General features: G+C 54.7%; 18 protein-coding genes. 15 read left to right on the forward strand and 3 right to left on the reverse strand.

Annotation, left to right across the window (positions count from 1 at the left end; translation table 11 throughout):
- Window positions 1-296: 296 nt before the first annotated feature.
- Genes pmrB through eptA form a run of 3 tightly spaced genes read right to left on the reverse strand, consistent with a single transcriptional unit; the run spans window position 297 to window position 3,660 of the window.
- Complete coding sequence (gene pmrB / locus HFD95_RS11925; RefSeq protein ID WP_045139876.1) at window positions 297-1,355, reverse strand: two-component system sensor histidine kinase PmrB; 1,059 nt, start codon at window positions 1,353-1,355, stop codon at window positions 297-299.
- On the reverse strand, window positions 1,352-2,032 hold the full coding sequence (pmrA, locus tag HFD95_RS11930; RefSeq protein WP_010670822.1) for a two-component system response regulator PmrA: 681 nt from the start codon (window positions 2,030-2,032) through the stop codon (window positions 1,352-1,354). The genes pmrB and pmrA overlap by 4 nt, the downstream gene beginning before the upstream one ends.
- Entirely contained in the window at window positions 2,032-3,660 is a 1,629-nt protein-coding gene (gene eptA, locus HFD95_RS11935; protein WP_167430310.1) for a phosphoethanolamine transferase EptA, read from the reverse strand. Before eptA ends, pmrA begins: the two co-directional genes overlap by 1 nt.
- Window positions 3,661-4,113: 453 nt before the next feature.
- On the opposite strand from eptA, the gene otsB reads away from it, so the two are divergent.
- The 15 genes from otsB (at window position 4,114) to cheZ (ending at window position 21,215) form a co-directional block, all read left to right on the forward strand.
- On the forward strand, window positions 4,114-4,902 hold the full coding sequence (gene otsB / locus HFD95_RS11940; RefSeq protein WP_033757959.1) for a trehalose-phosphatase: 789 nt from the start codon (window positions 4,114-4,116) through the stop codon (window positions 4,900-4,902).
- Window positions 4,899-6,335 carry an alpha,alpha-trehalose-phosphate synthase gene (otsA, locus tag HFD95_RS11945; RefSeq protein ID WP_010258527.1) on the forward strand — a complete coding sequence of 479 codons (1,437 nt, stop codon included), beginning with the start codon at window positions 4,899-4,901 and terminating at the stop codon, window positions 6,333-6,335. Before otsB ends, otsA begins: the two co-directional genes overlap by 4 nt.
- A gap of 1,020 nt (window positions 6,336-7,355) precedes the next feature.
- The gene (gene flhD / locus HFD95_RS11950) at window positions 7,356-7,709 is read left to right on the forward strand and encodes a flagellar transcriptional regulator FlhD (protein ID WP_010258528.1); all 354 of its coding nucleotides are present in this window, start codon (window positions 7,356-7,358) and stop codon (window positions 7,707-7,709) included.
- Complete coding sequence (gene flhC, locus HFD95_RS11955) at window positions 7,706-8,284, forward strand: flagellar transcriptional regulator FlhC (protein WP_010258532.1); 579 nt, start codon at window positions 7,706-7,708, stop codon at window positions 8,282-8,284. Before flhD ends, flhC begins: the two co-directional genes overlap by 4 nt.
- Window positions 8,285-8,417: 133 nt before the next feature.
- Window positions 8,418-9,305: a flagellar motor stator protein MotA gene (gene motA, locus HFD95_RS11960; RefSeq protein WP_003849139.1), complete on the forward strand. Its 888-nt coding sequence runs from the start codon at window positions 8,418-8,420 to the stop codon at window positions 9,303-9,305.
- Window positions 9,302-10,243 carry a flagellar motor protein MotB gene (gene motB / locus HFD95_RS11965; protein ID WP_010258536.1) on the forward strand — a complete coding sequence of 314 codons (942 nt, stop codon included), beginning with the start codon at window positions 9,302-9,304 and terminating at the stop codon, window positions 10,241-10,243. Before motA ends, motB begins: the two co-directional genes overlap by 4 nt.
- Window positions 10,244-10,254: 11 nt before the next feature.
- A complete protein-coding gene (gene cheA, locus HFD95_RS11970; RefSeq protein WP_022625500.1) occupies window positions 10,255-12,237 on the forward strand; it encodes a chemotaxis protein CheA in 1,983 nt (660 codons plus the stop codon).
- Window positions 12,238-12,260: 23 nt separating this feature from the next.
- Window positions 12,261-12,758, forward strand: a complete 498-nt coding sequence (gene cheW, locus HFD95_RS11975; RefSeq protein WP_010258541.1) for a chemotaxis protein CheW — start codon at window positions 12,261-12,263, stop codon at window positions 12,756-12,758.
- Between the two features lie 161 nt (window positions 12,759-12,919).
- The gene (locus HFD95_RS11980) at window positions 12,920-14,593 is read left to right on the forward strand and encodes a methyl-accepting chemotaxis protein (protein WP_167430285.1); all 1,674 of its coding nucleotides are present in this window, start codon (window positions 12,920-12,922) and stop codon (window positions 14,591-14,593) included.
- Between the two features lie 194 nt (window positions 14,594-14,787).
- Window positions 14,788-16,350, forward strand: coding sequence for a methyl-accepting chemotaxis protein (locus tag HFD95_RS11985; protein WP_022625501.1), 1,563 nt, complete (start codon window positions 14,788-14,790; stop codon window positions 16,348-16,350).
- Window positions 16,351-16,456: 106 nt separating this feature from the next.
- The gene (locus tag HFD95_RS11990; RefSeq protein ID WP_010258548.1) at window positions 16,457-18,133 is read left to right on the forward strand and encodes a methyl-accepting chemotaxis protein; all 1,677 of its coding nucleotides are present in this window, start codon (window positions 16,457-16,459) and stop codon (window positions 18,131-18,133) included.
- Window positions 18,134-18,213: 80 nt separating this feature from the next.
- On the forward strand, window positions 18,214-19,086 hold the full coding sequence (gene cheR, locus HFD95_RS11995) for a protein-glutamate O-methyltransferase CheR (protein WP_010258551.1): 873 nt from the start codon (window positions 18,214-18,216) through the stop codon (window positions 19,084-19,086).
- Window positions 19,086-20,135 (forward strand): chemotaxis response regulator protein-glutamate methylesterase, encoded by a 1,050-nt coding sequence (locus tag HFD95_RS12000; protein WP_010258555.1) that lies wholly within the window; start codon window positions 19,086-19,088, stop codon window positions 20,133-20,135. The genes cheR and HFD95_RS12000 overlap by 1 nt, the downstream gene beginning before the upstream one ends.
- A 39-nt stretch (window positions 20,136-20,174) precedes the next feature.
- A complete protein-coding gene (gene cheY / locus HFD95_RS12005) occupies window positions 20,175-20,564 on the forward strand; it encodes a chemotaxis response regulator CheY (protein WP_010258559.1) in 390 nt (129 codons plus the stop codon).
- Window positions 20,565-20,573: 9 nt separating this feature from the next.
- Entirely contained in the window at window positions 20,574-21,215 is a 642-nt protein-coding gene (gene cheZ, locus HFD95_RS12010) for a protein phosphatase CheZ (RefSeq protein WP_003849160.1), read from the forward strand.
- Window positions 21,216-21,337 lie beyond the last annotated feature (122 nt).

Genomic DNA, 21,337 nt, shown 5'->3' on the forward strand with positions numbered 1-21,337 from the left:
AACGGAACGTAGCCATTAAGTGTAGAGCACCGGGCGGATGCAGCAGGCGTGTCAGCGGGCAGAAATGCGAGGTTGATGGCGGCGTCCGGCAGCGCAGACATTTTTAGCGGCAGTGTCGCGAGCTTAAGGTTTCCTTAATATGCAATCGCGATACTGCCTGCTTTAACTGAGGATGATGCTATGAAAACTGCTCCTGTTGCCCTGTCTGTGACTGCTCCGCGTCCGATGAGTGAATATGCTGCACTGCTGATTGCCGCAGCTACGGTCGTTCTGTTCCTCTCCGCCTGGTTCAGCGCTTAAAACTTCACCACGGCACGACAACCGCTTCGGTCGCGGCGGTTCTCTAAGAAAAACTGAAACCGGTGTAACTGGACGATACGGCTGACGATGCTCAGCCCGAGTCCGATACCGCCGTAGCGGCTGTCCATCCGGATAAACGCTTTACTCAGCTCGCCACTTTTACTCTCATCAATTCCCGGACCCTGATCTTCCACCACCAGCATCGGCTGAGGAGTTAACACCAGCTGCACACTGATGGTGCTGTTATCCGGGCTGTAGCGATGGGCGTTCTCGACCAGGTTACGCAGCAACATCTTCAGCAGCGTGGCATCACCGCGCACAAACTGCTCCTGTGGCAGATCGAGCACCAGCGTCTGCTGATGCGCCTCCAGCATAATACTCAGCTCTGCCTCCATTGGCAGGATCACATCTTCAATCAGCCCCACGTTCTGATAGGTGCCAGAGGTAAAAGACTGCCCGGCGCGCGCCAGATTCAGCAGCTGCGACACACTGTGCGTCATCTGATCCAGGCGCTGCACCAGCGGCTGAACTTTGACATCGCTGTTACGTTCGATTAACTCCAGATGCAGCCGCAATCCCGCCAGCGGCGTGCGCAGTTCATGTGCCACGTCGGCGGTGAACAACCGTTCGCGCTCCAGACTGCTGTTCAGACGCGCGACCAGCTGGTTTATCGCCTGCGTCACCGCATCGATCTCCTGAACCTGACTGTGGCAGGCGACGGGATCAAGATTCTCTTCGCTGCGACTCTCCAGTTCACGCTGCAGCTGATAAAGCGGCCGGGTAATCCATTTCACCGCCTGATAGCAGAGCAGCAGCGTCAGGGTAATCATCACCAGACTTGGCACCGCCAGGCTGGCTACCGCTTCATGCACTTCACGCTTAACGTGACTGTCCATGTTGCGCTTCTGCAGCTGCGCTTCCACCAGAAACTGAATCTGCTCTTTGCTCTCATGCCACAGCCAGACCACGCTGATCACCTGGAAAACCAGCAGGATCAGACCGATGGTCAGGATAAGGCGAAAGCGCATACTGCGATGATCGAAACGTCTTATCATGTTGCCTCACGAACGCCATCCTGCGTCACCAGCGCATAGCCAAAACCGCGTACGGTGCGGATAGCGCTTTTGCCGATTTTGTCGCGCAGATTATGGATATGCACTTCCAGGGTATTAGTAGAAGGCTCGGTCTCCCAGTTATAGATATCCTGGTAGAGAATTTCACGGTGAACCGGATTCCCGGCCTTGAGCATCAGCCGTGACAGAATCGCAAACTCTTTGGGTGTCAGATCCAGCAGCACGTCGCTGAGCGTAATCTGGCGATGGGTCATATCCAGCGCCAGCGCACCCACTCTGACATGACTGTCGCCCTGATTGACGTGGCGGCGGATCAGGGCGCGGATTCGCGCCAGCAACTCATCCAGCGAGAACGGTTTGATGAGATAGTCGTCGGCGCCTGCGTCGAGTCCGGCAATGCGTTCGCTGATGGTGTCGCGTGCGGTCAGGATCAGCACCGGCGTCATCTTCTTCTGCCGCCGCAGTCGTATCAGAAAATGCAGTCCATCTTCATCCGGCAGGCCAAGATCCAGCACCACCAGGCTATACAGGCCGCTGGCGAAATGCGCTTCAGCATCCCGCACCCGCGTAACGCCATCACAGACATAGCCTTCGCCTTCCAGCGCCAGCATCAGACCCTGCAGCAGCAGGGCATCATCTTCAACAATCAGTATCTTCATTAAGGTTGGCTCCGACACGACGTCAAAATATCATCCGCAGGCACATATTCGTGGGTCGCGGTGCCGGTTAATCCCAGCATGGTTGAAAACAGATTATCCTGTGAAAAATCGTCTGTCGCCGCCAGTTTATTCAGACAGCCGCGATTAACCGCATAACGTTTCTGATAATCATCGGAGAGCCAGATCAGCAACGGCACATGTTTCTGGGTGTCCGGCGCGATAGCATAGGGCAGGCCATGCAGGTAAGCACCATTTTCACCCAGGGATTCACCATGGTCAGACAGATAGACCAGGCTGGTGGTGAAGCGGTCCTGATGTGCACGCAGTACGTTAATGGCTTTATCGACGATGTGATCCACATTGACCAGCGTATTGTCATAGGTGTTGATCAACTGTTGTTGCGAACAGTCCTGAATCTGGTTGGTGTCGCAGGTCGGTTCAAACTGACGAAACTGTGGCGGATAGCGATGGCTGTAAGTCGGGCCATGACTGCCAATGGTGTGCAGCACAATCACCGCGTTGCCTTTTAACTGACTGATGTAATCATCCAGACCGTGGAACAGCACGTCGTCGTAGCACTCACCATCAATACACATGCCGGGCAGGTTCAGGCTGGTCATGTCCTGATGCGGAACGCGGTCGCAGGCCCCTTTACAGCCCCCATCGTTCTCATTCCACAACACGCTGATCCCGGCGCGCTGAATAATATCCAGCAACCCCTCCTGATGGGCGGCCAGCACATCATCATAGTGGGCGCGCGGCATGTTGGAGAACATGCAGGGCACGGAAACCGCCGTCGCCGTTCCGCACGAGGAGGTGTGCGGGAAATAGATCACATCATCTTTCGCCAGCAAGGGATTGGTCAGACGACCATAACCGCCCAGCGAGAAATTTTGCGCACGCGAGGTCTCACCCAGCACCAGAATCGTCAGATTCGGTTTGCCACTGCTGCGGCTGGGCTGCAGGTGCGCATCTTCACCGATACGAATCAGCGGCGCGTTCTGCAACTGCTCATGCTTATACCAGGAGAGCGTCGCCGCGATGCTGTTAGAGGGGCTCAGCGCTTTTACCAGTTCGCGGTTGTTACGGAACAGCGAAGCGTAATCTTTATAAAAGAGCAGGGCGATCAGCACAATCAGCGCCGCTGACAGCAATACGCTGAGCAGTCGCGCCAGCACGCCACGCCACTGCTGTTTTTTGATTCGCGGCCAGAACAGCAGCAACGTCATCAGCACGCCCGAGGTGAGCAGGGTTACAAGCAGCTGTGGCGTAATCAGCGCAAAGGATTCCGAGGCGGTGGTATCCATCATGTTGGTGATCATCGAGCGATCGACCACGATGTTATAGGTGTGAATAAAGAACTGTGCCGAGGCTGAGAGCAGAATAAACAGCGCGGCCAGCAGCCGATCCAGCCAGATAAACGAGGCCAGCGTAATCACGATATTGATCACGCTAAAGGCGACCAGCGGCATCGATAAAAAGACCAGCGTGGTGTGCAGGTCGTTCAGCGGCATCACCGCCAGCACCTGACGGTAATAGGCAACGTTAAGGAAAACTGCGATGTAAACCGCAGCCAGAATCAGCAACGTAAGGCGGCTAATCAGCGGCCTCTTCAGGGTAAACGCCATGTGAGCAGGAACCAGAGTAATAAAAGTGTCACGAGAATGCGCTTTCAATATTAGGAATACCTTAAGAGCCTTAAGCTTTGGGGGGGCCGACTCTGCCGGGTGCGATACGTGCGTGACTCCAGTCAGCAGCGGATCGTGTCCGGCCTGAACATCAGAAGCGAAGCAGAATTGAATGGTGCTTTTATGCTGACTTAACCGCAGCGGCTGGCATGAAACCTGCATCTTTCTGGCATAACCCCTGTTAATGACTACACTTACTGTGAAGATGTTCTCAGTTAGCCAGTATTGTCAGCAATGCGCTTGCAAGTTTGAGGAGAGTGACCTATCCCGTTACCGCGTTTTATCCCTCAATCACCGCTTTATCAGAATTTCCCGCTTGCTGACCTGACTGCGTCAGGACATTCTTGTTTTAACTCAATGTTTTATTAAAATTCGATTTTCAGGAGAAGTAACGTGACCCAAGCGGCAGACACCCATGCCAGGTACCCGACATTAAGCGGCGGGCAGTACGCCTTCTTTTTTGATGTCGACGGCACGCTGGCAGCGATTCAGTCCCGTCCCGAAGCGGTATTTATTCCTGAGCAGGTCATCGCGCAACTGCAGCAGCTCTCTGCACTCTCGCAGGGCGCGCTGGCGCTGGTCTCCGGCAGACCTATAGAACAACTCGATGCGCTGGCCGCTCCCTGGCACGGCCCGGCTGCGGGTGTACATGGTGCAGAGCGCCGTGATGCAGAGGGTAATCTGCAACGCATCAGCCTGCCGGTCGAGGTGGAGCAATCGCTCAGGGCGGAATTGCAGGATGCCATGGCATCCTGGCCTGGCACCCAGCTGGAGGTAAAAGGCATGGCTTTCGCTCTTCACTACCGCCAGGCGATGCAGCATGAGCAGGATGTGATGCGACTGGCTGAACAGTCAGTGAAACGTTTTCCCGGACTGGCGCTTCAGCCGGGGAAATGTGTGGTAGAGATTAAACCGGCAGGTATCGATAAAGGCGCCGCAATCAGCGACTTTATGCAGCAGCCCCCTTTTGCCGGACGTACGCCGGTCTTTATTGGCGACGATCTGACGGATGAGAAGGGCTTTCTGGCCGTGAACGCACGGCAGGGCGTCTCGATCAAAGTCGGAGAAGGTTCCACCCAGGCCCATTATCGGCTTCATGATGTCGATGCGGTTTACGGCTGGCTGGAAAGAACATTATTACTATCAGATCAAGACAACGTCGGTAAGGAGTTTAGGTTATGAGTCGTTTAGTGGTTGTATCTAACCGTGTCGCCATGCCCGATGGGTCAAAAACCAGCGCTGGCGGTTTGGCCGTCGGTATTCTCGATGCACTGAAAAGCACCGGTGGACTGTGGTTTGGCTGGAACGGTGAAATCAGCGAGTACACAGGCGAAGAGGTAGAAGAAGTCACAGTTCAGGAACATGAAGGTATTGAGTATGCCTCGTTCCCGCTGAGCCAGAACGATTACGATCTCTACTATTGCCAGTTCTCAAACACTGTCATCTGGCCCGCATTCCATTATCGCCTTGACCTGGTTCAGTTCCAGCGGGAAGCCTGGGAAGGGTATTGCGACGTTAACGATGCGGTGGCACAGCGTTTAAAACCGCTGATCAAGCCGGATGATATTGTCTGGATCCACGATTATCACTTTTTACCGTTTGCAGCCGCGTTGCGTCGGGCGGGCATTAATAACCGCATCGGCTTCTTCCTGCATATTCCGTTCCCGACGCCTGAAATATTCAATGCGCTGCCGCCGCACAAAGAGTTGCTGGAAATGCTGTGCGAATATGACCTGCTGGGTTTCCAGACCGAATCGGATCGGGTGGCCTTCCTCGACAGCGTCAGCCAGCTCACTCAGCTGCAGAATAAGGGCGACAAAAAACATCGCGCCTTTGGCAACACCTTTATGACTGAGGTTTATCCCATCGGGATTGAGCCAGACAGTATTAAAGAGATGGCCGAAGGGCCGCTGCCACCAAAAATGGCCGCCATGAAGAAAGAGCTGGGCGATGCACGCAATATTATTGCCTGCGAACGTCTCGACTATTCCAAAGGTCTGCCTGAGCGCTTTCTTGCCTATGAAGCGCTGCTGGAGAACTTCCCGCAGCATCGCGGCAAAATTCGCTACTCGCAGATTGCACCGACCTCGCGCGGCGATGTGCAGGCGTATCAGGATATCCGTCATCAGCTGGAGACCGAAGCAGGGCGCATCAACGGTAAATACGGTACGCTGGGCTGGACCCCGCTCTACTACCTTAACCAGCATTTTGACCGTCGACTGCTGATGAAAATCTTCCGTCTGACCGATGTCGGTCTGGTTACGCCGCTGCGTGACGGTATGAACCTGGTGGCGAAAGAGTACGTGGCTGCGCAGGACCCTGATGATCCCGGTGTACTGGTGCTGTCGCGCTTTGCGGGTGCGGCTAACGAGCTCACCTCCGCGCTGATTGTAAATCCGTATGACCGTGATGAAGTGGCCGCCGCGCTGGATAAGGCGATTACTATGCCGCGTACCGAAAGGATTTCACGCTACAACGACATGATGGCGGTATTGCGTAAAAATGATATTACCGCCTGGCGTGAAGGCTTCCTGAAAGACCTGGAACGCATTGAACCGCGCAGCGTTGACCACAACACGGTTAATAAAGTCGCGACCTTCCCAAAACTCGCCTGATATCTGTTTTGACTCAGGGTTATGAAAGCAGCGGCGCCTCTACGGCGTCGCTGCTTTTTTTTCGGCCCAGGTCACAGAAAACTCGCCTGCTATCTGTTAATGACCGTTTGCTACGATTCTACGCTGATAACGTCAGTGGCTGCCCGGAGTGGCCCGATAAATGCAGGTAAGCCCGGAAATCCCCGTCCTGTCAGCCCCTGCCGCTTTCTTTACCTTCTTTACTCAAGTTTCTCTTCAGACTGCCGATAGTGATAGTGCCAACGCATAACCCTTCGTTAATTCATTCGACTTTCTTATATAACCCCTTGTTACAGTGGGAATCAGAGTCTGTACACCCCGCCACCACTGTTAACGTCAGGTTGCCAGAAATCTGACCTGCTGCCGTATAAACCTTAACGATTTCATTACTCACCCTCTGCGATACTCCCCTTAAGTAACTAATTTAAAAGCAAATACCTGAAGGTCGCAGCAGCATAATATGCTGATAACCTTTCTTTGGGTGGTTCTAAATAGGGTGTTAAAACGATTAACACCCGATATTCATTCCGGACTGCGCAAAGCGTCGAATAGCGATGCTTTTACCCCCTATTAAACCTTTCTCAGGACCAATTGGACTTAAAATCGGGCTTTTTTGCTCAAAAAATGACCAGTCGGTAAGTAATGGTAAAGGGTTGCTGAAGAAATTTGCGTTAAAAGTGTGATCTGCGTCACACTTTATCTAAAATTTCACATCACTGTCGTTGTATGTCGAAATCAGACGATATAGATTTGCGTTGTTTTCGGAATAGTCCTAAAAAATGTAAGAAGACGTCACGGAAGATGTCCAGAACTCGAAAATAAAATGGCATGGATTTTCGACCTTCGGTGGGTCTGAAACCCACACAAAAATGGAAGGCGAAAACGGTGACATTAACGTTACGTAAAGTTTTTTTTGCCATCTTTTGATTTAACAAACAGCAGCTCGAACCGCAGATTTATTCTGCGATACAGTTACGTCGCATCTCTCAGGATGGAAAAATAATGGGCACCTCTGAAGTACTGAAACATATTTACGATCTCAACTTGTCTTATTTACTGCTTGCGCAGCGTTTAATTAACCAGGATAAAGCTTCTGCAATGTTTCGCCTCGGAATTGACGAGAAAATGGCGAATGCATTATCTGAATTAACATTGCCTGAGATGGTAAAAATGGCGGAAACCAATCAACTGGTTTGCCAGTTTCGTTTTACCGATAGCAGCACCATTAATCGCCTGACGCAGGAATCACGCGTGGATGATTTACAACAAATCCACACCGGCATTTTATTATCGAGCCGTTTACTGCGTAATGCGTCTAAAGATGATGCACCTGCTAAAAAGAGAGCAATGTCATGAGTGAGAAAAGTATTGTTCAGGAAGCACGTGATATTCATCTCGCGATGGAGCTCATTACATTAGGTGCCCGCTTGCAGATGCTTGAGAGCGAAACCCAACTGAGCCGCGGTCGTCTCATCAAGCTCTATAAAGAATTACGTGGCAGTCCGCCACCGAAAGGTATGCTGCCGTTCTCTACGGACTGGTTTATGACGTGGGAGCAGAACATTCATGCTTCTATGTTCTGTAACGCCTGGAAGTTTTTACTGAAAACCGGGTTGTGCAGCGGCGTCGATGCCGTGATTAAAGCTTACCGCCTGTATCTTGAACAGTGTCCTCAATCGGACGAGGGCCCGCTGTTGGCGCTGACTCGTGCCTGGACCCTGGTCCGATTCGTTGATAGCGGTATGCTGGAACTGGCAGATTGTAAAAGCTGCAACGGCAGCTTTATTAATCATGCGCATCAGCCGGTTGGCAGCTTTACCTGCAGCCTGTGCCAGCCACCATCACGGGCAGTAAAAAGACGTAAACTTTCTGCAGAACCTGCCGATATGTTTCCACAACTGCTGGATGAACAGGTTAAACACGCCGTTTAAGTTTGTTCGCACTGTGGAAGCCATCCAGCAGCGGTTAATACCGCTGCTTTTTTTTTGCTTGCGGTTCAGGAATAACATCTGCGGCTCTCTGGCTTAACTTCCACCAACACGTTACGGACGTAAGGATTTTTTTGTGCTGATAATTATAGGTTACCTGATTGTTTTAGGCTCCGTGTTGGGCGGATATGCGCTGGTAGGTGGCCATCTGGGCGCGCTTTATCAGCCAGCCGAATTATTAATGATCGGCGGTGCCGGTGCCGGTGCTTTTTTAGTCGGCAACAACGGTAAGTCGATTAAAAAAACGCTGAAGGCGCTGCCTAAGTTATTTCGCGGCTCCAAGTACAACAAAGCGGTTTACATGGATTTGATGGCGCTGCTTTATCGCCTGATGGCGAAGTCGCGTCAGCAGGGCATGTTATCGCTGGAACGCGATATTGAAGATCCCAGCCAGAGTGAAATTTTTGCTAATTATCCCCGCATTCTTGCCGATAAACAGTTAGTGGATTTTATTACTGACTATTTACGCCTGATGGTGAGCGGCAACATGAACGCTTTTGAAATCGAAGCGTTGATGGATGAAGAGATTGAGACCTACGAACACGAGTGTGACGTACCAGCGCAAAGTATTGCTGCAGTGGGTGATGGTCTTCCGGCATTCGGTATCGTCGCCGCGGTAATGGGCGTGGTCCATGCACTGGCTTCGGCCGATCGTCCAGCCGCTGAACTCGGTGCGCTGGTCGCGCATGCGATGGTGGGCACCTTCCTGGGCATCCTGCTGGCCTACGGGTTTGTCTCTCCACTCTCGTCAGTGCTGCGTCAGAAGTGTGCGGAAACCACCAAGATGATGCAGTGCATTAAGGTGACATTGCTGTCGAGCCTGAATGGTTACGCGCCGCAGATTGCGGTGGAATTTGGTCGTAAGACGCTCTATTCCGCCGAGCGTCCGTCGTTCAGCGAACTGGAAGAGCACGTACGTAACGCCAAGAACCCGGCTAAACAGACTTCAGACGAGGCTTCATGAAACACGGCAATCGCCCAATTGTGCTGATCAAAAAGCGCAAACATAAAGGCCATGAAGGCAGCCACGGATCGTGGAAGATTGCCTACGCCGACTTTATGACGGCGATGATGGCCTTTTTTATGGTGATGTGGCTGCTCTCAATTGCCAACCCGCAGGAGCTGGTGCAGATAGCAGACTACTTCAAAACACCGCTGAAGGTAGCGATTACCGGCGGGGCGCGCAGCAGCGACAGCGAGAGCCCGATCCCCGGCGGCGGTGATGATCCGACTAAAAAGATTGGCGAAGTGAACAAAGTCGTCGATATGGACGCCCAGAAACGCAAGCTGGATGAGATTCGTCTTAACCGGCTGCGTGAAAAGCTCGACCAGCTGATTGAAGCGGATCCGCGTCTGAAAGCGCTGCGCCCGCATCTGATCATCAACATGGTGGAAGAGGGGCTGCGTATTCAGATTATCGACAGCCAGAATCGCCCGATGTTTAAGACCGGTCGGGCCGAGGTTGAGCCCTATATGCGCGATATTCTGCGTGCGATAGCGCCAGTCCTTAACGACATTCCGAACCGCATCAGCCTGGCCGGACATACCGATGATTTTCAGTATGCCAGCGGTGACAAAGGCTACAGCAACTGGGAACTGTCGACAGACCGTGCTAACGCCTCACGCCGTGAACTGGTGATGGGCGGCTTAGACAGCGGAAAAATTTTACGGGTGTTGGGTATGGCCGACACCATGCGCCTGAAAAATCGTGGCGGTAATGACGCCGTTAACCGCCGCATCAGCCTGCTGGTGTTGAACCACGACACCGAAGCGGCAATAGAAAAAGAGAACGCAGAAAGTGATGCCGTCCAGATCAGCGATCCGGCGGCCATTGAACAGATTACCGCACCTGCAACACCAGGCGGCGCGGTGAATACAGCAGCCCCCTCACAGCCGAGGTGATTCCCGTGAGTATGGACATCAGCGATTTTTACCAGACGTTTTTTGATGAAGCCGATGAGCTATTAGCGGATATGGAACAACACCTGTTGGGCTTAGACCCGCAGGAGCCAGATTCGGAACAGCTTAACGCCATCTTCCGTGCCGCTCACTCCATTAAGGGTGGGGCCGGAACCTTTGGTTTTACGGTATTACAGGAAACGACTCATATCCTGGAAAACATTCTGGATGGTGCTCGTCGCGGCGAGATGCAGCTCAGCACCGACATCATCAACCTGTTTTTGGAAACCAAAGATATTATGCAGGAACAGCTCGATGCTTATAAAACCGCGCAGGAGCCTAACGCGGAAAGCTTCAAATATATCTGTGAAGCGCTGCGCCAGCTGGCGCTAGAGGCCAAAGGTCTGCCGGTTGATGTTCCGGCCAGTGTTGCCACTGCCAGCGCAGAACCGGCCAGCACCAGCGGCCTGCGTGTACAGCTGATCGATCTCAAAGAGAAAGAGGTCGATCTGATGCTGGAAGAGATGAGTAATCTCGGCACCCTGACCAACGTACAGAAAGGCAGCACCACGCTGGATGTCTGCATTGATGGCGTCGGTAAAGATGACATCGTGGCGGTGCTCTGCTTCGTCATCGACGAAGCACAGATCCGCTTCCCGGCAGCAGACGAAGCCGTTGCCGCGCCAGCTGCTGTTGCAGCCGAGGCCGAACCGGTGGTGGAAGACGTTCACACCGCCACCGTCACCGAACTGCCGGTGGCCGCAGTGAAGCGTGAAAGTAAGCGCGTCGCGGCACCTGCCAAATCGAGCGAATCCACCAGCATCCGTGTTGCGGTGGAGAAAGTCGATCAGCTGATCAACCTGGTGGGCGAACTGGTGATTACCCAGTCAATGCTCGCTCAGCGTTCCGGCGAACTCGATCCGGTCGCGCACGGCGACCTGCTGAACAGCATGGGTCAGCTGGAGCGTAACGCCCGCGATCTGCAGGAATCGGTGATGTCGATTCGTATGATGCCAATGGAATATGTCTTCAGCCGCTTCCCGCGTCTGGTGCGTGACCTGGCCAGCAAACTCGGCAAAGAGGTCGAACTGACGCTGCTGGGCAGCTCAACCGAACTCGATAAGAGCCTGATTGAGCGCATCATCGATCCATTAACGCACCTGGTGCGTAACAGCCTTGACCACGGTATCGAAACGCCAGAGAAACGTCTGGTGGCCGGTAAAGTGGCAACCGGTAACCTGACGCTTTCAGCGGAACATCAGGGCGGCAACATCTGCATTGAAGTGTCTGATGATGGTGCCGGTCTGAACCGTGAACGTATTCTGGCTAAAGCCCTCTCATCGGGCCTGCCGGTTCACGAGAACATGAGCGACGAAGAGGTCGGCATGCTGATCTTCGCACCGGGCTTCTCCACCGCAGAGCAGGTGACGGATGTTTCAGGACGCGGCGTCGGTATGGACGTGGTGAAACGAAATATTCAGGAGATGGGCGGTCACGTCGAAATCGCCTCGAAGCAGGGCAAAGGCACCACCATTCGTATCCTGCTGCCGCTGACCCTGGCCATCCTTGATGGGATGTCCGTTCGTGTGGCCGATGAAGTCTTTATTCTGCCGCTGAATGCGGTGATGGAGTCGCTGCAACCGCGCGCCGAAGAGCTGAAACCGCTGGCCGGTGGCGAGTGCGTGCTGGAAGTGCGTGGCGAATATCTGCCACTGGTCGAGCTGTGGAACGTCTTTGATGTGCAGGATGCCAAAACCGAGGCCACTCAGGGCATCGTGGTGATCCTGCAAAGCGCGGGCAAACGTTACGCGCTACTGGTCGATCAGCTGATTGGCCAGCATCAGGTGGTGGTGAAGAACCTGGAAAGTAACTATCGCAAAGTGCCGGGCATCTCCGCCGCCACCATTCTTGGCGATGGTAGCGTGGCGCTGATTGTTGATGTTTCAGCACTGCAATCACTTAACCGTGAAAAACGTGTGGCTGGCGCTGCCGCCTGATTGATAACGAAAGGGTAAATAACATGAATGGAATGGCAACCGTGACAAAAATCGCTGGCGAAACTGTGGGTCAGGAGTTTCTGGTCTTCACGCTGGGCGACGAAGAGTACGGCATCGATATCCTCAAAGTTCAGGAAATTCGCGGTTACGATCAGGTAACGCGTATCGCAAATACCCCTGAATTTATCCGCGGCGTCACTAACCTGCGCGGCGTTATCGTGCCGATTATCGATCTGCGCGTGAAGTTTGCGCAGCCCGATGTTGAGTACAATGAAAACACCGTAGTTATCGTGCTGAATCTGGAAAATCGCGTGGTCGGCATCGTGGTTGACGGCGTCTCTGATGTGCTGTCGCTGACCCAGGATCAGATCCGTCCTTCACCAGAGTTCGCTGTGACCATGTCCACCGAGTACCTGACCGGTCTGGGTGCGCTGGGCGATCGCATGCTGATTCTGGTCGACATTGAGAAGCTGCTGAGCAGCGACGAGATGGCGCTGGTGGATAACCTGCGTAGCGCGTAATTGAATCATCACGGGCCGGTTATGGCTGGCCCGTGATAGTTTCACTGAGCGATAATTCCTTTCTGATCATACAATAAAGCCGCATTGCACTCTAATTTCCCGCTGTCACCTGCCGATAATCCCTCAGTCACTTTAATTACCTACTTTCTTCAGGGTTACTCATGTTAACGAAAATCCGTGTTGTCACCAGCCTGTTACTGGTGTTGCTGGTGTTTGGGCTGTTACAGGCCTTCTCCGGTTCTGTTTTCTACTCCGCATTAAGCCACGACAAGCAAAGCTTCGCCGTGTCGCAGCTGGCGATGCAAAATACGCAGTCGCTCAACGACGCCTATATGAGTCTTAACCAGAGTCGGGTGCTGCTGACCCGTATTCAGCTGCGTTTCGCCACCAGTAAGCTGGAAGGCAAAACGGCCGATGTCGCCACGCTGTTTGACGACAGCAAAAACTTTCAGCAGGCGGCCGCCGGTTTTTTCAAAGTCTTTAAAGAGACACCCGATACGCCGGGACAGAATAGTGAGTTAAACAACCAGCTGGAGCAGCGCTACAGCGACTATGGCGCTGCGCTGGATCAGTTGCAGACGGCGCTACAGGCAAACGATCTGATTGCGGCCGGTAAAGCCCCGGTGGCGCCAAGTCAGAGTGCGTTTCTGACGCTTTACCGTGAATGGCGAGCCGATCAGAATCGCCTGACTACGCTTGGTGTTGAAGAGAACAGTTCTGCTTACAGCCGTATGATGTGGATCCTCTCCACCATCATGGCCGTCGTGGTCGCCGTGATCGTGCTCTGCTGGTTTGGATTGCGCAAAATCGTGATGACACCCCTCAACAGCAGCATTAATCACATCCAGCATATCGCCCAGGGCGATTTAACCCAGCCGATTGTGGTGGAAGGGCGCAATGAGATGACTCAGCTCGCGGCCAGTCTGCATGACATGCAGCAGTCACTGGTGCGCACGGTGACCAATGTGCGTGACGGCTCGGATGCGATTTTCACCGGTGCCAGCGAGATCTCTGCCGGAAACAATGATCTTTCTGCCCGCACAGAACAGCAGGCGGCGTCACTGGAGCAGACGGCGGCCAGCATGGAGCAGCTCACTGCCACGGTGAAACAAAACGCCGAAAACGCCCGCCAGGCGTCACAGCTGGCACTCAGCGCCTCAGAAACCGCAGAAAAAGGCGGCAACGTGGTGGCGGGTGTCGTGAAAACCATGAGCGAAATCGCCGGCAGCTCGAATAAGATTGCCGATATCACCAGCGTGATTGATGGCATTGCTTTCCAGACTAATATTCTGGCGCTTAACGCCGCCGTTGAAGCGGCGCGTGCCGGCGAGCAGGGTCGCGGTTTTGCCGTGGTCGCGGGCGAAGTGCGTAATCTGGCGCAGCGCAGCGCCCAGGCGGCAAAAGAGATCAAAGGGTTGATCGACGACTCAGTGAACCGGGTCAATGTCGGTTCGCAACTGGTCGGCACCGCCGGGGAAACCATGAGCGATATCGTCAGTGCGGTTACGCGCGTCACCGACATCATGGGTGAAATCGCCTCGGCGTCGGACGAGCAGAGTCGCGGTATCGATCAGGTCGGGCAGGCGGTCACTGAGATGGATCGCGTTACCCAGCAGAACGCCTCGCTGGTGGAAGAGTCCGCTGCGGCAGCCGCCTCGCTGGAAGATCAGGCCAGCCGGTTAAGTCAGTCAGTGTCGGTCTTCAAAATTAAACGCGGCGCGTTGCAGCAGACGCTGACAAAGCATCTGCCGATTGCCGCACCCGCTACGGCGGCGCTGGCACCACGCAAAGCCCTGACGGCGCCGGTCAGTGATACTCACTGGGAAACCTTCTGATGTCACGCTGCGCATCCTGCGGGATGCGCAGCAACCCCTCGCGATTCCTCTGCGTAAAGCCAAACTCAGCAGCTCATGCTGATAAAAATAATTACAAAAGCCACTTCTCTCCTGAAAGCGCTGAATAGCGTTAATTAATCCTGTTACATCGCCGATATAGCCGCTGCACCTAAATTAACCTGCAGGGGAACAAGATGTTAAAAAAAATAAAAGTGGTGACCAGTTTAATCGCAGTCCTGGTCATCTTTGGCGCGCTCCAGCTAGTCGCTGGCAGCCTTTTCTGGTCAGCCCTCAATAAAGACAAAGAGTCCTTTGCGCTGTCTCAGGTCTCCAATCGCAATGTCACCGAGATGACTGACGCCTATATTTCACTGAACAACAGCCGTACCACGCTGAACCGCGGCATGCTGCGCTTACAGACCAGCATGGCCTCGCAGATGAACGGTGGTCAGCTTGATGAGCTGATCAACAAAGCCAATACCCAGTTAGCGGAAGCCGATCGCCACTTTAAAATCTATTACCATCTGCCAACCACGTCAGGTCTTGACGAAACCATGGGCGACACGCTTGAAGCGGATTACGCTAACTACGAAAACGGCCTGAAGGCGATGGTAAAAAGTCTGCAGGCGCGTGACCTGGAAGGGATGTTTAAACAGAACATTGAGCAGAAACAGGTCGCGATGCAGGAGAGCTACAACAAATGGCGTGCGCGTCAGACTGAGCTTTCCGATCAGGGAATGGCGCAGAACCAGAAAGCCTTTAAACAGATGATGTGGCTGCTGGCCGCGATTGGTGTTGCGGTGCTTGCGGTGATTATTACCTGCTGGTTTGGCCTGCGTCAGGTGCTGATTCAGCCGCTGCAACAGCTGCTGGCACAGATTCGCGCTATTGCCTCCGGCGATTTGACCCAGCCGATTGTGGTTGAGGGGCGTAATGAGATGAGCCAGCTGGCAGCAGGCATCCATGAGATGCAGCAGTCGCTGGTGATGACGGTGGGGAATGTGCGTGACGGCTCTGATGCCATCTTTACCGGTGCCAGCGAAATCGCCGCCGGTAACAACGACCTGTCGGCCCGCACCGAAGAGCAGGCCGCTTCGCTGGAGCAGACCGCCGCCAGCATGGAGCAGCTTACCGCCACGGTGAAGCAAAATGCTGACAACGCCCGTCAGGCATCCCAGCTGGCGCTGACCGCCTCCGAAACCGCGCAGCAGGGCGGTAAAGTGGTGAATGGCGTGGTCACAACCATGAAAGAGATCGCCGGCAGCTCGAAGAAAATCGCGGACATTATCAGCGTGATCGACGGCATCGCCTTCCAGACTAATATCCTGGCGCTGAATGCGGCGGTTGAAGCGGCACGTGCCGGTGAACAGGGTCGCGGTTTTGCGGTGGTGGCCGGTGAAGTGCGCAGTCTGGCCCAGCGCAGCGCTCAGGCCGCCAAAGAGATTAAAGGCCTGATTGAAGACTCGGTGTCACGCGTCAACAGCGGTTCACTGCAGGTTGAAAGCGCCGGCAGCACCATGAATGAGATTGTGGGTGCCGTGACCCGCGTTACCGACATCATGGGTGAGATCGCCTCCGCTTCCGATGAGCAGAGCCGCGGTATCGAGCAGGTCGGTCTGGCCGTTACCGAAATGGATCGCGTGACCCAGCAGAACGCCTCGCTGGTTGAGGAGTCTGCCGCCGCTGCGGCCGCACTGGAGCAGCAGGCCAGCGTCCTGACCCAGGCCGTCTCCGTTTTCAAAATTTCCCGCGCCTGATTTTTTCCTCTTTCAACATGGCGGCGGCGTAAAGCCGTCGCCATGCATAAAGTTCCCCCCGTCTCCGCCGATAAATACACACGAATCGCCAACCAATGAGGTGTTTATGTTTAGTCGAGTACGAGTCGTCTCCGGCCTGCTGTGTGTGCTGGCGCTGTTTGCGCTGCTGCAGCTGTTTTCCGGCGGAATGTTTTTCAAAACTGTCAGTTCAGATAAAGAGAATTTTGCCTACAACCAACGCCTGAATACTCTGCAACAGGCGATGGGCACCTCATGGGTTTCGCTGGTTCAGGCGCGCAACACCCTTAACCGCGCCGGTATCCGTTTTCTGCAGGATGCACAGATGTCGGGCTCGGGTGCCAGCGTGAAAGAGCTGGTCGCCCTGGCGGGCGAGGAGCTGAAGCAGGCTGAAGTCAGCTATCAGATATTCAACGATAACCTGTCAGAAGAAGGCAAAACGGCCGAAAACGTCCGGGCGTTACAGGCGAACTACAAGGCCTATCACGATGCGCTGGCGGAGCTGATGGTCTTCTTCACCGCCGGCAATTTCAAAGGTTTTGTGGATCAGCCGACCCAGAGCTACCAGGACAAGTTCCAGAAAGATTACAGCGAGTGGCTTGAGCACAATAAAGCGCTGTCTCAGCAGGGTGTGGAAGCCAACCAGCACGCGTATACCCGCTCCATCACTATCGTTATCGCCACGCTGGCAGTGACCTTGCTGATGATTATCCTGGTGTGGAACGTGATGCGCTCGGTGCTGATCCGTCCGCTGCGTCAGAGCATTGAGCATATCCAGCACATCGCACGGGGCGATCTGACCCAGCCGGTTGAGATTAGCGTGCGTAACGAAATCGGGGAGTTACTGACTTCGCTGCAGCACATGCAGCAGGAGCTGGTCCGTACCGTGCGAACCGTTCGAGACGGCTCTGATGCCATCTATACCGGTGCGAGCGAAATCTCCATCGGCAATAACGATCTCTCTTCGCGTACCGAACAGCAGGCCGCTTCGCTGGAGCAGACCGCTGCCAGCATGGAGCAGCTCACCGCGACCGTGAAGCAGAATGCCGAAAACGCCCGTCAGGCGTCCAAGCTGGCGCTGACCGCCTCTGAAACCGCGCAGCAGGGCGGCAAAGTGGTGGATGGCGTGGTCACCACCATGAAAGAAATTGCCGGCAGTTCCAAAAAGATTGCCGATATCACCAGTGTGATTGATGGCATCGCCTTCCAGACCAACATCCTGGCGCTGAATGCGGCCGTTGAAGCGGCGCGTGCCGGTGAACAGGGTCGCGGTTTTGCGGTCGTTGCCGGTGAAGTGCGCAGCCTGGCGCAGCGCAGCGCCCAGGCCGCCAAAGAGATTAAAGGTCTGATTGAAGATTCGGTTAGCCGCGTTAATACCGGCTCGGTGCTGGTAGAGAGCGCCGGTGACACCATGAGCAACATCGTCAGCGCGGTCACCCGCGTCACCGACATCATGGGTGAGATCGCATCAGCGTCAGACGAGCAGAGCCGTGGCATTGACCAGGTGGGCCTTGCCGTGACCGAGATGGATCGCGTCACCCAGCAGAACGCCTCACTGGTCGAAGAGTCAGCGGCAGCGGCTGCAGCGCTCGAAGATCAGGCAAGTCACTTAAAACAAGCGGTATCAGTGTTCAATATTGGTAAAGAATTTGTCGCTCAGGCCGTTAACAAGACAACGGCGATGAAAACTCTCCAGTCAGATGCACCGTTAGCCGTTGGTCGTTCGCCTGCTACCCGCAGCGACGACAACTGGGAAACCTTTTAAACGCCCGTGGCCCGGCCGCTATTGAGCCGCCGGGCATCGCAGCAGACAAATAATGTATTGAGTTCGGGCCAGGTGCAGAGATGAAAAAATCGACAATTTTAGATCAAAATGAGACGACAACGCTGCTGTCGCAAATGGTGCAGCGTTTACCGCTCTCCGATACGCATTTTCGTCGTATCAGCCAGCTGATCTATCAGCGTGCCGGTATCGTACTGGCCGATCACAAGCGTGAGATGGTTTACAACCGTCTGGTTCGTCGCCTGCGTACGCTGAATATCGATGATTTCGGTCGCTACCTGGCGCTGCTGGAGTCCGATCCGAACAGTGCCGAGTGGCAGGCGTTTATCAATGCCCTGACCACCAACCTGACCGCGTTCTTCCGCGAAGCGCATCACTTCCCGATTCTGGCGGAGCATGCACGTAAGCGACAGGGCAACTTCAGCGTCTGGAGTACCGCAGCGTCAACCGGTGAAGAGCCTTATTCCATCGCCATGACGCTGGCGGAAGCGCTGGGCACCGGACCGGGCAAGTTCCAGGTTCATGCCAGCGATATCGACACCCAGGTGCTGGAAAAAGCGGTGGCGGGTGTTTATCGCCAGGAGGAGCTGCGTACGCTGTCACCCGCGCAAATGCAGCGCTACTTCCTGCGCGGCACCGGTCCTCATGCCGGTATGGTGCGGGCGCGTCCCGAGCTGACCAATATGGTCACTTACGCGCAGCTTAACCTGCTGGCCAATGACTGGGCGCTGCCGGGTCAGTTCGACGCTATTTTCTGTCGCAACGTGATGATCTATTTCGATAAAGAGACGCAGGAGAAGATTCTGCGTCGGTTTGTCCCGCTCCTGAAGCCGGGCGGCATTCTGTTCGCCGGTCACTCAGAAAACTTCAGTCAGATCAGTAAAGAGTTCTGGCTGCGCGGGCAAACCGTCTATGGACTGACGAAGGAAAGATGATGAGCAAAATCACCGTGATGTGCGTAGATGACTCTGCGCTGATGCGGCAGTTGATGACTGAAATCATCAACAGCCATCCGGATATGGAGATGGTCGCTACGGCGCCCGATCCGCTGGTCGCCCGCGATTTGATTAAGCAGTTCAATCCGCAGGTGCTGACGCTGGATGTGGAAATGCCGCGCATGGATGGCCTCGATTTCCTGGAAAAACTGATGCGGTTACGGCCAATGCCGGTGGTGATGGTTTCATCGCTGACCGGGAAGGGCTCTGAAATTACCCTGCGCGCGCTGGAGCTGGGAGCGGTGGATTTCGTCACCAAGCCACAGCTCGGTATCCGCGAAGGGATGCTGTCTTACAGCCAGATGATTGGCGACAAAATTCGTGCAGCCTCCCGTGCCCGACTGCACAACCGGGCAGCGATGCCGGTGCCGGCGACGCTGAAAGCGGGTCCGCTGCTGAGTAGTGAGAAGCTGATTGCGATTGGCTCCTCAACTGGGGGGACCGAGGCGATTCGCCATGTGCTGCAGCCGTTACCGGCGACCAGCCCGGCACTGCTGATTACCCAGCATATGCCGCCAGGCTTTACCCGCTCTTTTGCCGAGCGTCTGAACAAGTTGTGTCAGATCACGGTGAAAGAAGCTGAAGATGGTGAGCGTATTCTGCCAGGTCATGCCTACATCGCGCCAGGCGCAATGCACATGGAACTGGCCCGAAGTGGCGCCAACTATGTGGTGAAACTGAATGAAGGACCACCGGTTAACCGGCACAAACCCTCTGTGGATGTGCTGTTTAAATCGGTGGCAACTTACGCCGGACGAAATGCGGTGGGGGTCATCCTCACCGGCATGGGCAACGACGGTGCCGCCGGGATGCTGGAAATGCATCGGGCAGGCGCCTGGACTATCGCCCAGAACGAAGCCAGCTGTGTGGTATTTGGCATGCCGCGTGAGGCCATTGCCACAGGCGGCGTGAGCGAAGTCGTGGATTTAAGCAACATCAGCCAGCACATGCTGGCGAAAATTAGCGCCGGACAGGCATTGCGTATTTAACAGGCCCGTCCCGCCGGGCGAGACAACTCAGGAGTAGATATGGCTGATAAAAACATGCGCTTTTTGGTAGTAGACGACTTCAATACGATGCGTCGTATTGTGCGTAACCTGCTGAAAGAGCTGGGCTTCAATAACGTAGAAGAAGCGGAAGATGGTGTGGACGCCCTCGGCAAACTGAAAGCGGGTGGTTTCGACTTCGTGATTTCCGACTGGAACATGCCAAACATGGATGGCCTGCAGCTGCTGCAGACCATTCGTGCCGACGCGGCAATGAGTTCGCTGCCGGTGTTGATGGTGACCGCGGAAGCGAAGAAAGAGAACATTATCGCCGCCGCCCAGGCCGGTGCCAGCGGATATGTCGTGAAGCCATTCACTGCGGCAACCCTGGAAGAAAAGCTGGGTAAAATTTTCGAAAAACTGGGCATGTAAGGGGATGTGATGAGCGACTTTCCGAAACCAACTGAGGATGCCGCGGCACACGACATCATTTCACGTATTGGCTCTCTGACGCGCATGCTGCGCGACAGCCTGCGCGAGCTGGGGCTGGATAAAGCCATAGCCGATGCGGCTGAAGCCATTCCTGATGCCCGCGACCGTCTGGATTATGTTGTGCAGATGACGGCGCAGGCCGCCGACCGTGCGTTGAACTGTGTTGAAGCAGCACAACCCCATCAGGATAAGATGGAAGCCGGGGCAACCCAGCTGAAAGGGCGTTGGGATGAGTGGTTTGAGAACCCGATTGAACTGGGTGATGCGCGGGAGTTGGTGACGGATACGCGCGCATTCCTCACCGCCGTGCCAGAGCATACCGCCTTTACCAACAAGCAGCTGCTTGAAATCATGATGGCGCAGGATTTCCAGGACCTGACCGGTCAGGTGATCAAGCGCATGATGGATGTGATCCAGGAAATTGAGCGCCAGCTGTTAATGGTGCTGCTGGAGAATATGCCAGAAGTCAGCGCTGAGAAGCGTCAGGAAGGCACCAGCCTGCTGAACGGTCCGCAGATTCACGCCGATGCACCGGGCGTGGTGGCGAACCAGGATCAGGTTGATGACCTGCTGGACAGCTTAGGGTTCTAGGTTTCGTCCGCCTGCGGGCGGGTGAAACAGCTGCAGGTTATAATAAACAGGGTCACCTTCGGGTGGCCCCGTTCCGCATTGTCAGACCCATCCCCGAAAGAACGCCTGTTTTCTTCATCTTA

The organism is Pantoea sp. EKM10T (genome assembly GCF_011800685.1).
GTDB classification, from domain to species: domain Bacteria; phylum Pseudomonadota; class Gammaproteobacteria; order Enterobacterales; family Enterobacteriaceae; genus Pantoea; species Pantoea agglomerans.